Below are 13,073 nucleotides of genomic sequence, written 5' to 3' on the forward strand. Positions count from 1 at the left end.
TAGAATGGAAAAAAGACCGCTCATTCGGTATCGCATTTGTACCCGTACAACACTTTTACCTAAGAATGAGACGGTCCTATGGATATCTTACTGCATTAGCCCCATTCTGCAATCCGTATTGCCCAAAGAGGAACCGCGGTCCATGCTTCAATCCCTCGGTGATGTGGATATCGCGCGAAAATTCACGGCAATCGATCTTTGGCCGTTTTTAGCCGAATCCGCGATTCACGAATGGGGCGGCTACCGGGACGGAGCACAGCGAATGGCTGGTTACGGGTTGCGCCAAGTGGATCGCTCAAATTGGCGGCAGGTCGGCCAGGCGCCGGTTTATTTGATGATGACGTTGCCGAAAGGAATGATCTCCCTCAGCAGACGTTTAAGCAGGCCGTCGTCCTGCAGCTGGTTCATCAGCCCGGCGTCTTGATATCCTGTCTGGATGAGGACAGGCCCGCGGCCGGTTAGCTGCCACTGAACGTTCATATGCTGGCTGGCCAGTTTATTGCCGTACACGGAAAGCTGGATGGAGGCGCTTTGCGGATAAGCGACCAGGGCGCTTTTGTCAACAAAAATCGGCTTCTCCGGATGGAGCTGGAGCGTAGCCAAATCGCCGGCAGTCAATATTCCGACGCTGCCCTCGCCGGAAAATCGCATCCGTATCAAATCCTTCGTAATCCAGGCGGTGCGCATTTTTTGAATGACGTTCCGGGTTGTTAAGCATTGAGAGAAGAACATAATATTTCGAAAATCAAACAGCAATTCTTCCTGGCCTGCAATATGTACCGTCGTCAAGGAACAGCCCGGAGGCAGACCCATTACAAAATCGCAGGGACCTTGCAAGAGCGAAGAAATCCATTTCTTTTTATGATAAACGCTCAATAAGTTCATGAACTGGTCTTGCCGCTGATGCGCGGAACCTTGGTAGGCAAGGATGGACTTCGGATGCAGAACGATCAGGGATTCTTCCGCTTCGAGCGATATGCTGACATGGCCTTGCGGGGGCGGAGCGATCACTTTCATGAACCGAACATTTCTCCGTTATGCCCTTTATGCTTGCGCCACGCCATATATCGCCATATGCGAATCGAGAGGATGTAGGCGATCGCAATGCCTGCTGCGGCAACGGCTGCGCTAATCAGATTGCGTCTGAGCTCTGCGCGTTCCCGGTTCATCTGCTCGAGCTGCTTGGTCAGTTCCGAGTTTTGCGCTGCGAGCGTTTCGGAATATTGCTGCATTTCCGCCAGCTTTTGCTGCTGCTCGCTGATCATCCTGGCAGCCTCATCGTATTTTTCCTGAAGCTCGCTCATTTTGTCAGGCAGATGATAAATTTCTTTCATCGTTTCGAAAATATTGGCATGGGCAGGAGACGCCGGGAAAAATCCGAGAGAATACACCAGAAGGCCGATCCCGCATAGGAAAGAAAGCCGCTTCAGCATGATCCCCCTCCTCGCTAAACGATCATGAGTAACCCTATTTTACAGCATTTTTCGACAAAACACCATGCTTGTACACGCCGCGCTAACCCCCTCTCAATATGGGCAAAAAAAGCAAACTTCCCTGCAATTGCGGCAAGAACGGGCCGGAGCTTCCCGGGGCGCACCCGGTCACATAAGGCGCTCCGCTCCCCGCTCATCAGGCTGTTCGCCCAACCCTCAGGCATATGAGGCGACGAATCCTGCAAAAAATGCAACATTTTCCGTATTCTTCGTGCTAGAGGCAGAGGAATGTTGCATTTTGTGCAACAATTTGGGCGCGATGGGCTTCAAATCGAAGAATATCGCCCGAAATGTTGCACATTTTACAACATTGATCCGCAAATAGGGTGGATTGCCCGTTTTTGTTGTACAAAATACAACATTTGCAGACTCTCTTGAAAATAGCCCGAGGTGCGCGGCCCATTTTCATTCTGATGGTGCTGCGCCAGCGGCATGGGGGTCTATCTTGAAAATTTCGGTATACGCCGAAAAATTTCAATACCGCAGGTGACGACCGATGACGATAGGAATTGTTCGTCATAGGCGTCTATAACGTAAACAAGCCGAAATAGAGGCCGGAGGGATACGAATGGCGGAGCTTGAGCGGTTTCCGGGAGGCAGCCAGGGGAAGGGGCGCATGAGGCCGGAGGCGGCTATGATCGCAGCGGGGAACAAGCCGGCCGGATGAAAGGCCGAATGCTCGGGCAGGACAGCTTGGGCGCCGAAGCTTTTGGAGCCGGGGGAGGCGACATGGCATCGCGCGGTCTGAACCGTCGCACGAAAGCGCCCGACGCCGGACAATTCATCCGGTATGCCGCGCTCGCGCTGCTGGAGCTGCATCAGGCGACAGAGCAGCCGGCCGGGACAGGCGCGGCGAGTTTCCATCGTACTTTGGCGGCAGCGCCTTTTTCGGCTTGGCTTACGACGGTCCCGGGCATCGGACGGACGAGCCGCTGTTCTATAGGGCCTCGCAGGTAGCAGCCTAGCGCTCTGGTCTCGGGCGCCTATGTCCAGGCAGATTGCGGCGCTAATCACGCGGCATGAGCGGCAGGTGGAAGCGGCTGGGACCTACCCGGACGTGAACGCTTATTCACTGCCTGAAAAGACAGGTCCGCTCGTTCGGCAATCCGCTTTGCCGCTGGCCCGTGTGCGCAACCGTTCCGGCCATCGGTTTGCCTGTGCTTACAAAGCGTCCGGCACCGCTTTTTGCGAGCGGAACCGGGCGCTGCTTGCATCGCGGCCGCTAGGCCATGGAGCTGTGCGCAGGCGGAGCGCATGAGGGGGCTAGGGGGCTGTGGCGGCATCGCATAAGCCGTGCGGCCTTCAGCGGCATGCTCCGCCTCAAAGCGCGCATCCCCAGCCCCGGTGGCGCCCGGCGAGTATCCGGCGCAGCCCTCTCTTACTGCTGCTCCTCCAAAATGCTCACCGGGCCATACAGGCCGCCGCTGGGGAACCACTTGCCCCAGTCCGCTTCCAGCTCCTTGCGCTCGCGGCTCCAATAAGCAATGTCCGCGTTCCCTCCGACAAGACTGGTTGGCCGGCCGATTTCGTAGAACGCGCCGAGCGTGTTCGTCACCCGGATGCGCAGCCGGTGGCTGCCTTTAGGCAGCGGCCCGAGCGAGAAGCGGTAAGGCCGCCAGAGCCGGACGCCAAGCGGCCGCCCGTCCAGCCAGACCTCAGCCGTGCCGCGGACATGTCCCAGATCGAGCGCGGCTGCGGCCAATGGCGGCGTGTCCACGACCGTCTCGTATTCCACCGCGCCGCTGTGATGAGGCAGATGGAGCGCGGTCCGCCAATCGCCGAGCGCCCCTGTCGCCGGAGCCGTTTCGATACGGATCGGCGCCAGCAGCACGGCCGCCTCCGCCAGCGGCCCACCCGGCTCGATCCTTATGGCGGCGACAGTCCCCGGCGGCTGCGGCGGGCATTCCACCACCCCGCCTCGATGCGGCGTTTCCTTGCCGCCGATCCAGACGCGCATGCTGCCGGCGCATTCGATGCGCAGCTTTCTCGCGCCGACCGGCAGCGGAAAGCGCAGCCAGACCGGCCGGCCGAGCGCATTGGGGTCCGCTGCGAAGGGAAGCGGCGGCGGGTCGGGAACGGAGTCGGGCATCAGCCATCCGACGCCGGGGAGCGGGTGAGGTCTGGGGGATATCCAGAGCGACTCCGTCTCGGCGAATGGAAGCACGGAAAAGTGGTGGATGCCCGGCGCTTCCCCCCGATCGTCCCGCCAATCCACTTCCGTGAAGAAGCTGAGCGTCTCCCCGTCCTGCAGCTCCACGACGCCGTCGGCGAACACCTCCCCTCTGCCTTCGGGCAGCGCGAAGCGCACTTCGTTGTCTCCGCAGCGCCAAAACGGACTCACATCGACCTCCTCCTGGCCTTGCCGGATATAGGGGTTGAAATCGCCGTGCTCGGTCACCTTGACGCCGTTCACATACAGCGCGGCCCGTCCCCGCGCGGCAAAGACGATGCGGACGCGGCGGAACGGCCGGTCCGGCGTACAGGCGACGCGCTTCGCGAGGCTCGCGCCGGGATGCGGCTCGCGGACGAACAGCCATTTGGGCAGCGGAGCCCGCGCCTGCCGGTTGACCTCGACCCCGGCGCGCATGAGCCCTTTGCCGATCGCCTGCGCCTTTAGCCGCAGCTCATTCGCGCCCTGCCGCAGCGCTATCCAGGCCGTCCGCTCCTCCGGACCGCCCGTCCAGGCGATGTCCTGCCCGTTGACGGTCCCGCTGATATCGGCGTTGCTTTCCGTGCGTATCCAATACATGCCGTCCTCCGGGGCGATCACGAACGTCCGGGCCCAGGCGGCTTCCCCCTTCGGCACTTCGCCGAGGTTGAGGAAGCGGCGCGGAACGCGGCCCATACGCCCGGCCCAAGAGCGCATGGACAGATCGCCGAACACGTTGCTGTACACCTTGCACTCGGCCCGCTCCTCATCGAACGATTCGCCCCGGCATACGTCCCAATAGGCCGCCTCGCTCCACAGGCGCGATGCCCAGCCGCTATCGTCCAGCGCGGGCTCGTGCCAACCGGCGCTTTCGCCTTCTGTGCTCATCGCGCCCGCCGTTCGCAGCGTGCCGTTTGCCGCGCCTGTTGCGCGCGACGCGCTCTTCCCGCCGCTTGTTTCCAGCTGCATCCGGACGATGCGGCGGTCGATCGGCAGCATGCCTGACGCCTCCCCGTGCAGGTCGAAATCGCCGTACCGGTTGTCCAGCGTAGGCACGGCCGCGATGCGCCAGCCGTCTGCAGGCAGCTTGAGCGCTGTGCGCCAGGAAGCCGCCGCATGCGCTGCTATGCGGGCGGGGAACGGGCCCGCAGCCGCATCGCCTGCGCGCGCCGGCTGCGGGCTCGCGGTCGGCGCGCCTTCCATTGCGGCGGCCGGGGCCTGCTCCGACGCCTGCGAGGCGGCGGTGCCGGCAGGGCAGACGACGAGTGCGGCAGGCCATGACGCGAAAGGTACGCGCAGCTCGATCCACTCGCCCTCCCGCCGGTAAGGGAGGGGCTGCGTTTCGCCGCTGAGCGGGTCCCACAGCTCCGGCACGCCTTCCGTCTTCAGCCGGTACACCGCATCCTGCGGCAGCGCCGTATCCGGGGTCGCCGGCTCGTGCATCCACAGCAGACTGCCGTCGGGCGGCAGCAGGAGGAAAATATCGGCGTCAGGCGTGCGCCGATGAAGCGACGCGCCCGGCCCGGAGACGGTTGCGGGAGCGCGGTCGGCGGCGACGGAGGCCGCTTCCTCGGGCGTATCGACGTAAATGACGCCGCTCCACGTGCGCTCCTCTGCCGGAACGCCTGCGGCGACGACCGTCCCGCCGTGGGCCAGCCACGCTTCGACCCGCGCCCGGGCCTCGTCGTCCATCTCCAGCGTTCCGCACAGGATCAGCACGGAAAACCGCTCGTCCGCGATGCGCAGTGTCCGGCCCTCCGGAATCGCCTTGTGCAGCGCGCTGTCGTCGGCGATATCGAAGTCGATATGCGCCTGCCGCAGCACGCCCGGTTCCCGGTGATACTGCCGACTCCAGCTGCCGGTTATTCGCCGGTATACGCGCTGAATGTGCGACGCCCGTTCATTCAGCTCCTTGTTGGCCACGCTCATCGGATGCTCGTTCGGCTTGCCATCCGCCAGCGACAGGTGGCCGCAAATGGCGTAGGAAGGGTAATGAACGGCGACGCCGCACACATGGACGCCTTCGCTGAGCAGCGAGCATACCCGGCTTACCGTATCCGCAAAGACGGGATAATGCTCGAAGTACGGCTGCCGCCAGCCCGTATCGGGAGGCGCCCATTCCCACCAGCCGCCCCGCGTGCTGTAGTACACGGCATGGGGGCTGTACACGGTGGCGCCGGCTTGAATCCACGGAAGCAGCCAATGCATCGTCTCTTCCAGGGTGCCCCCCCAGCCGCTGGAATGGAACGCCTCGAGAAAAACGCGGGAGCCGGAGCCGCCGTGCAGATGAGCCATGGACGAATGCGGCTTGATCTCGCCGTCCATATCGCTGCCTGCTGCGTTATACCAGCGGTGCGTCCGGAAATAATCGAGATACAGCCGCTGCGCCCCGTGCGGATCGGCCTTGCGCGCAGGACCGGCCTGGTCGCAGCAGAGCAGGAGGCCGCGCTCGCGGTGCCATCGTCCGAGCGGAATGAAGAACGCCCGCTCGGCAAGCTCGGCGGCGAGCCGGTACACGCGCCGGCGCACCCGTTCGTGACCGGGGAGCGGATCGAACAGGGCGGGCAGCAGCGGCAGCAGATCCTCTTGAAACCGCTCCTTGTACAGCTTTGGAAGCTCAGGCGTCCAGAGCGGCAGCGGAGGCAGCTCGTCCTGAAAGCTGCCGGCGATCGTCGTGCCCAGGTGATGGGGGAAGCGGCGCTCCATCTCGCCATGAACCCGGTCGATCAGCTCGCCGGCTGCCGCCGGGTCCAGCCAGTTGAAGCCTTGGCGGACGGCGGCATACACTTCGCCGCCCGATTCGAGCAGCACCTGCGCCGATTCGGGCAGCTCCTCCTGCGGCTGTAAGCGGCGCAGGCGATAGCCCGCTGCCTCGGGGCGCTCGGTGACGATGCGGGCGGGCAGATTGGCCCCGGAGAAGCCGATCTGATCGTAAAACCAGACGAACATGCCGAGCCGCTCCGCCTCGCGCACGGCGACGCCGAACAGCTGCCACCATTCCTCGCTCCCGTAGGCCGGGCGGTCGCTGACGCTGCCGTACTGCGGCCCGGTCGGGGACAAGTTGATGATGCCGATATTGCGCAGCCCGCCGTCCCGGAACTTGGCCATCTGCCAGCGGACCCGCTCCTCCGTCACCTCTTCGGCGCTCCACCACCAGAACGGAACCGGGCCGAAGCGGGGGTCCGGCCGGGCGAAGCCCCTTCTCAGATCACTCACGTTCAACGATCGCCACCCCTTTGCTTTCAGGTAAATAGCTCTCAAACCGATACGTGCCGGAAGCGAGGCGGTAGACGGCGAAGCCGTCTTCAAAACGCATAAGCTCGGCGCCCGGAGCAGCCACAGCGTCGCCGCTCTCCGGCACCAGCTCCGCAGCCCCGCCACCGCTCAGCGAGGCTAGTTCCGCAGCGCTGTCGCGCTCCAGGACCCGCTCTGCAGATGCGGCGGGGACATGCACTTCTGCCGTGCAGTTGGCCGGGATGCCCACCTCCATCGTCAGCCGCCCGCCGGCTTCGAGCGACCAACCGCTGCGAAGAAGTCCAACCGGCAGCCGCAGCTCTGCCCTGGCCTGCTGTATGCCGTCAACGACAGCAGGCTTGATCGCAATCCGGTAGCTCCCCGCGGAAGGATCGAAGCGGTAATCGATGCCGGCAAGGCCGAAGTACAGCCATTCCTCCAGATGACCGAGCATAAAATGGTTTTGCGATTTGCCGACGGTCGGACCGTCCCACGCTTCCGTCAGCGTCGTCGCTCCGTGGACGAGCTGGTAGCCGTAGCTCGGATGATCGGTCTGCCGGGCCATCTCGCGGACAATATCCGAGCGGCCGTTGTGCGCAAGGGCCAGCAGCACGTAGCGGTATCCGACGTCTCCGGCCGTCGTGTGATAGCCCTGGGCGCGGATATCGTCCGCCAGCCGGGCAAGCAGCGCTTCCTTGTACCGCTCCTCGGCCAGGCCGAGCGCGAGCGGCATCGCGTTGGCCGTGTGGCTGGCCGTGGCGTAGCTCTGCGCGTGCGGGTCGAAAAACGTCTCGTTGAACGCCGTGCGGACTTGTTCGAAAAGCGCGGCGTACCGGGCGGCATCCTCATGGCGGCCCAGCAGCCCGGCAATGCGGGAAAAAACGTCGACCATATGGCCGTACATCGCCGTTTCCGTATGCGCGACGGGCGTATTTTGGGCAAAGCCCGGCGTATTCGGCCCGACGTCATACCAGTCCCCGAGGCCGCCGCTGACGATATGCCGCTCTGCGAGCCCGGCAACGTAATCGACGTATGCTTTCATTCCGTCATAATGCTCCGACAAAATGCGAGTATTGCCATAAAACCGGTGCAGGTTCCAGGCGATCAGCACATAGGCCGCGCCCCACGGGACGGAGTGGCGGAAGCTGTCCCACGGTTCGGCGAACACGACGTACTCGGGCGCCGTCGTCGGCACCATACCGCTCGGAAGCTGCGCGTCCCGGATATTTTCCATCGTCTGCACCCACAGCGCCTCGGTATCGTAATTGTAGGCGAGGGCGGGGCCCATCAGATGAACCTGCTCCAGCCAGCCGAGCTTCTCGCGGTGCGGGCAATCCGTATACAAGCTTTTCATATTGCTCAAAATCGCCCAATTAATGATTTCGTGCGTCCGGTTCAGCAGTTCGTCCGAGCATGCGAAGCGGCCGACCGGCGCCGTATCGGGATAAATCATTTTGCCTTCGAGCCGGAGCAGGACAGGGACGCCGCAGCCTGCCCCGCGACGGCTGCCGACGCCTTCATTAGCGGTAATGCCGGGGTTGACGCCGTCTGGGCCGGCCGCTTTCCCGGGATCGACGCCGGCCGGCACCGCGCCTTCGATCTGCACATACCGAAAGCCGTAATAGCTGAACCGCGGCGACCAAGTCTCGCGCTCTTGTCCGCCCAAGGTGTAATGGAACCGGTAGGGAGAGCCGGTCCATTTCTGGTTGACCGTACCGTTGTCCTTTAGCAGCTCGCCGGGGGACAGCACGATGCGCGCGCCTTCTGGTCCGGCTGCTTCGATCTCGACCCAGCCGGAGAAGTTTTGCCCGAAATCGGCGACGTACACGCCGGGAGCCGGCTGCGTAATGCGGATCGGCTGGAACGTTGCCATCGTTTTCAGCGGCAGCGTCGCCTGGGCCTTCAGCTTGCCCGCCGGGGCGGGCTGTTCGGCGGCTGGCGCCCAGCGGCCGTTCTCTGCGAATCCGGGCCGGTCCCAACCGTCCTGCACGAGCCGCGCGTCGTAATCCTCGCCCCCGTAAATGCACGAGAAGGTGATCGGTCCGGGGGCGGCCCGCCAGCTTTCGCTGCTTCCTACCGTCAGCGTCTCCCCGTCGTTGTACACAATTTCCAGCTGCACGAGGCATTTCGGCCGGCCGAAGGAGCCGTTGAATTTGCTGTAGCGGCCCCCTGTCACATGGTAAAACCCGTTGCCGAGCATCACGCCGGCGGCGTTCGTCCCCTCATGCAGCATGTCCGTAATATCGTAAACGTTGTACAGGCACGTCTTATGATAGTTCGTCCAGCCCGGCTCCAGCTCCCGATCGCCGACTTTGCGCCCGTTCAGCCGCAGCTCATAATGGCCGAGGCCGCAGATGTAAGCGCGCGCCCGGGCAACCGGCTTGCTTACGGCGAACTCATGGCGGAACAGGGGGAGCGCCTCGCGGTCCGGTTCGGCGCAGTCGCCGAGAGGCAGGCCGATCCAGCGGGACGTCCAGTCCCCCGCCTCAAGCAGCGCCATCTCCCACCATGAAACGCCGCTCTCCGTCATGCGTCCGTCCTGGTCCCATACGTGAACCTTCCAATAATAACGGGCGCGCGATCGAAGCGGCGGTCCGCCGTATAGCACGTGCACGCAGCGGGATCCCGCCGTGCGGCCGCTGTCCCATACGTCCGCGACGCCTTGCCGCAGGCTGTCCTCGCTTTGCGCCACCAAAATCCGGTAGGCCGTTTGGCGCTGCCCCCGTTTCTCGCTGGACGCATAGCTCCATCCGAAGGCCGGGCGGGCGGCGTCGATGCCGAGCGGACATCTTTTGCCTTCGACATACAGCTCCTCAACCCGCATCGTTGGCCGCCCTCCAGGCCCTTGTTTCGCTTCCGAACACCGGCTGCGAAGCCGCGACGCTGATCGTGCGGAACTCCTTGCCGAAGTTGACGGCCGGATCGCCCTCCCGCGATTTCCTGCAGGCGCAGTAGAAATGGTACAGCACGCCATTATGCGTAATGACAGAAGGCTTATGGGCGAACACGGCATCGATGCTGCCCTCTTCGCCGACGCGGAGGATCGGGTCGGGGTATTTGGTCCAGCTCAGCAAATCGCTTGACAGTGCAAGTCCCTCCTGCGCCTGCTTGTAGTTGTAACCGAAAAAATACATCGCCCATTCGTTCTTATCCGGATTGCGCAGCACGCACGGGTCGCTGACAAAACCGCTGTCCCAGCGGTCCGGCGAGACGCGCAGCACAGGGTTATTCTCGTAGCGCTGCCATCGCGTCAGATCATGGGACAAGGCGAGGCCGGTCTGCTCGATCCAGCGGCCCTTGCTTGTATTTTTGGCGTTGTAGAACAAATAAAACGTGCCTTCGTGCTCGACGAGGCATTCCTTGTACAGACCGCCCCGCTCCCAGTCCGCGCCTTCCTCCGGGGTCAGAATCGGCTCCGGAGAGCGGTGCCACGTCAGCAGCGATTCGTCGTCCGTCCAGGCGATGCCGATTTTTGCCGAACCATTCTCGTAGCCGGCTGCGGGGTAGGCGTGATAGACGAGCCAATATTTGCCGTCCCATTTTTTGAGTGCGGGCGGAGCTCCGATATCGTTTTCTCTCAAAATCCAGGTGCCGGCAATGTTGACCGAATCCCAGCCGGAGCCTTCGTCTCTCCGCAGGATGACGGCCGCATGCTCCCAATGGAGCAGATCGTCGCTCGTGGCGAGCGCGGTCTGATACCCTGTGCCGTCAAAACCGACATACATCATATAGAAACGGTCATTATGCCAAAAAACAAACGGGCAGTCGACCGCGCGTTCGTCGAAACGTCCCGGAACACCGGAGCCCGTCAGGACAGGCCGGCCGAGCTTGTAAGGCGTTAAATACGGATCGATCTTCATCCCCTTCACGCTCCTTCGCTAGAGGCGGGTCTGCCATCGCCTTTCGCCGGGGCGCTGGGCGGCAGCCTCTTTTTTCAAATAGGTTACTACAGCGGTTGCAGGAAATAAGGGGGGAAATATGTCCGATATGTAGGTTGATCGCATCATCCCCGCCGCCAGGCGTATTGGCCGCGCGCAAACTGTGGTATAGTATATTCCGCTTCGATGGTAAAAGGAGGAGAGTCGTTGCAGGCCGCCGGGCATAGGCTGGATCGGTTTTATTCCAGATGTCCCGATGGCGGACCAGTCGCGGCCGGCATGACGTACTGGCTCATCCCTGGCAGCTTGACGAAAAGCGTACCGCTCCGGCACGAACCTGGAGACGGGGGAGAGTATGCTGCCAGGCTCGATGTTCGGTTGTTCGGCGGCGTGGCATTGACCGCGGCAGGCGCTGCAGCAGTCCGCGAGCTTAGCTGGCTGATCCGCTCGGCGGTCAATGCGGCACCGCACGCGGCGCGGCAATGCGATTCGATGCTGCTGCCGCAACGTCATGGCCTGGAACCTTGGGCACGGCGGCTGAGACCGGCTTGCGTCGTCGCTGGGCCGATAGTAGAAGGTGGAGCTTCTGCCAGGGCTCGCAATATCGCAAGACGACCGCCTCAATGCTTCCGCTTGGCCTGGCCATACAACGACCAATTAAGGAGGAATCAACCGATGCCGTTCAAGGCGAAGGACAAAATCGTATTTATCGGCGACAGCATCACCGACAAAGGGAGGAAGAAGGACCCGCTCAAGCTCGGCAGCGGCTACGTCCGGCTCATTCACGACTATCTCATATCCGCTTACCCTTCGCTGTCGCTCAAGGTTATCAACGAAGGCGTGTCGGGCAATCGCATCATCGACCTGGAAAAAAGATGGCAGATCGACGTCCTCGACCATAAGCCGCAGTGGGTTTCGATCTCCATCGGCATCAACGACGTCTGGCGTCAGCTCGACTCGCCGGATATCGAGCAGGTGTATCCCGAGCGGTTCGAGCAAATTTACCGCAGCCTGCTCGAGCGGACGAGGGCGATTGCCGGCTGCCGTCCGATTTTGATGCAGCCTACCGTCATCAAGGAGTACGCCGATTCGACCGGCAACCGGCTGCTGAAGCCCTATGTGGAGGCCGTCGACCGGCTGGCAAAAGAATTCGATGCCGTCCTCGTGCCGACGCACCGAGCTTTTATCGAATTCATCGAATGCGGGACAGGGCACGATCTTACGACCGACGGCGTACATATGAATTCGCTCGGCGATATGCTGATGGCCGCTACCTGGCTGCAGGCCGTCGCCGGCATCGGCCCGGGAGCCGGTATCGGAGCCGGGGCCGCGCGAGCGTAGCTGCGCAGCAATACGGCCGCCGCCTCTGCACAACAACGGCCGCAGTGGATCGAACCCAGAAGCCACAAGCATCCTGCCGGGGACGAGACGGATTCGATGTCGCGAGGAGAGACGCCTGTGACGAGCGATTCCTTTTGTCATCGGTCGTCCCCTGCGGGATTGAAAATTCAGCGTGTGGGTACCGCTGAGTTTTCGGGGAGAGCCAGCAAATGTTGTATTTTGTACAACAAAAACGGGGGGATCAACCGCATTAGCTGCTAAATGTTGTAGAAAGTGCAACATTTCGGGCGATGTTCCCGAGTTTGAAGCCAATCTCGCCCAAATTGTTGCACAAAATGCAACAATCCCCTTCCTCTGGCACGAAGGATACAGCAAATGTTGTATTTTTTGCAGGATTTGTCGCCTCATGTGCCCGGATGTTCCTGGGAGGGGCTGCACTAACGCAGAGTTCGAGCGCTAACGCGGAGAGTTCGAACGCGAACGCGGGGTTCGGAGGCCGCCGCCACTTGCGATCGGCAGATCCGAGCTGCCGGCAATGGATTGTTCGCTTTGCTATATAGCCTTAGACTCACGTTTTGCTGGGCAGACCCTAAGCTAACGCTAGCCACAGAGCTTATTTCACTCGAAACGCTCGTTTTGAAATTTTAACGCAAGTGAGCAGTCTTATTTGGCATTTTTTCCGCCAGAATCACACTAGCTTTGCAACAAACCTGACATGAAAGAAAATATTCCTATAAATGTATTTTGTTGATTATTTTTTCTGGAAAATCGCAAAAAAATCTCCTATTGTAAACGTAGAGGGCGTGTTACCCAATCCGTTTACAAAGGAGACAACACATGGGTAACAATATCTCAAAAACCGTTATCAGTCAATGCCTTGAATGGTTGAATATTCCCGAATTTGTTTGCGATTTCCTCGATTATCGCAAGCAAAAGCTCACGCTCGCTGCTTCCATCTATTTGTTCGTCGAAGCTCAG

General features: G+C 61.6%; 7 protein-coding genes and 1 pseudogene. 3 read left to right on the forward strand and 5 right to left on the reverse strand.

The annotated features are described in order from the left end of the window. Positions 1-327: 327 nt before the first annotated feature. Positions 328-1,017 carry an AIM24 family protein gene (locus F591_RS0111910; RefSeq protein ID WP_019534829.1) on the reverse strand — a complete coding sequence of 230 codons (690 nt, stop codon included), beginning with the start codon at positions 1,015-1,017 and terminating at the stop codon, positions 328-330. Beyond that, on the reverse strand, positions 1,014-1,433 hold the full coding sequence (locus F591_RS0111915; RefSeq protein WP_019534830.1) for a coiled-coil domain-containing protein: 420 nt from the start codon (positions 1,431-1,433) through the stop codon (positions 1,014-1,016). Before F591_RS0111915 ends, F591_RS0111910 begins: the two co-directional genes overlap by 4 nt. Positions 1,434-1,721: 288 nt before the next feature. On the opposite strand from F591_RS0111915, the pseudogene F591_RS32800 reads away from it, so the two are divergent. Both F591_RS32800 and F591_RS0111925 read left to right on the forward strand, forming a co-directional pair. Further along, positions 1,722-1,942 (forward strand): annotated as a pseudogene (locus F591_RS32800) (hypothetical protein). A 214-nt stretch (positions 1,943-2,156) separates the two neighbouring features. Beyond that, the gene (locus F591_RS0111925) at positions 2,157-2,450 is read left to right on the forward strand and encodes a hypothetical protein (RefSeq protein ID WP_019534832.1); all 294 of its coding nucleotides are present in this window, start codon (positions 2,157-2,159) and stop codon (positions 2,448-2,450) included. A gap of 421 nt (positions 2,451-2,871) precedes the next feature. Here the strand turns inward: F591_RS0111925 and F591_RS0111930 are convergent, their stop codons facing one another. From F591_RS0111930 to F591_RS0111940, 3 genes are read right to left on the reverse strand one after another with little or no spacing between them, the layout of a single operon-like run. Next, a complete protein-coding gene (locus F591_RS0111930; protein WP_026326557.1) occupies positions 2,872-6,858 on the reverse strand; it encodes a hypothetical protein in 3,987 nt (1,328 codons plus the stop codon). Next, positions 6,851-9,700, reverse strand: coding sequence for a family 78 glycoside hydrolase catalytic domain (locus F591_RS0111935; RefSeq protein WP_019534834.1), 2,850 nt, complete (start codon positions 9,698-9,700; stop codon positions 6,851-6,853). The genes F591_RS0111930 and F591_RS0111935 overlap by 8 nt, the downstream gene beginning before the upstream one ends. Continuing rightward, entirely contained in the window at positions 9,690-10,736 is a 1,047-nt protein-coding gene (locus F591_RS0111940) for a glycoside hydrolase family protein (protein ID WP_019534835.1), read from the reverse strand. Before F591_RS0111940 ends, F591_RS0111935 begins: the two co-directional genes overlap by 11 nt. Before the next feature lie 693 nt (positions 10,737-11,429). On the opposite strand from F591_RS0111940, the gene F591_RS0111945 reads away from it, so the two are divergent. Continuing rightward, positions 11,430-12,095 (forward strand): SGNH/GDSL hydrolase family protein, encoded by a 666-nt coding sequence (locus F591_RS0111945; protein WP_019534836.1) that lies wholly within the window; start codon positions 11,430-11,432, stop codon positions 12,093-12,095. The last annotated feature ends 978 nt before the right edge of the window (positions 12,096-13,073 follow it).

Origin of the sequence: Paenibacillus ginsengihumi DSM 21568 (assembly GCF_000380965.1) — a bacterium.
Taxonomy (GTDB): domain Bacteria; phylum Bacillota; class Bacilli; order Paenibacillales; family NBRC-103111; genus Paenibacillus_G; species Paenibacillus_G ginsengihumi.

Bases quoted from the DNA above. Each gene is read 5' to 3' on its own strand.
- F591_RS0111910 (WP_019534829.1), bottom strand. From the start codon at position 1,017: ATGAAAGTGATCGCTCCGCCCCCGCAAGGCCATGTCAGCATATCGCTC.
- F591_RS0111915 (WP_019534830.1), bottom strand. From the start codon at position 1,433: ATGCTGAAGCGGCTTTCTTTCCTATGCGGGATCGGCCTTCTGGTGTAT.
- F591_RS0111925 (WP_019534832.1), top strand. From the start codon at position 2,157: ATGAAAGGCCGAATGCTCGGGCAGGACAGCTTGGGCGCCGAAGCTTTT.
- F591_RS0111935 (WP_019534834.1), bottom strand. From the start codon at position 9,700: ATGCGGGTTGAGGAGCTGTATGTCGAAGGCAAAAGATGTCCGCTCGGC.
- F591_RS0111940 (WP_019534835.1), bottom strand. From the start codon at position 10,736: ATGAAGATCGATCCGTATTTAACGCCTTACAAGCTCGGCCGGCCTGTC.
- F591_RS0111945 (WP_019534836.1), top strand. From the start codon at position 11,430: ATGCCGTTCAAGGCGAAGGACAAAATCGTATTTATCGGCGACAGCATC.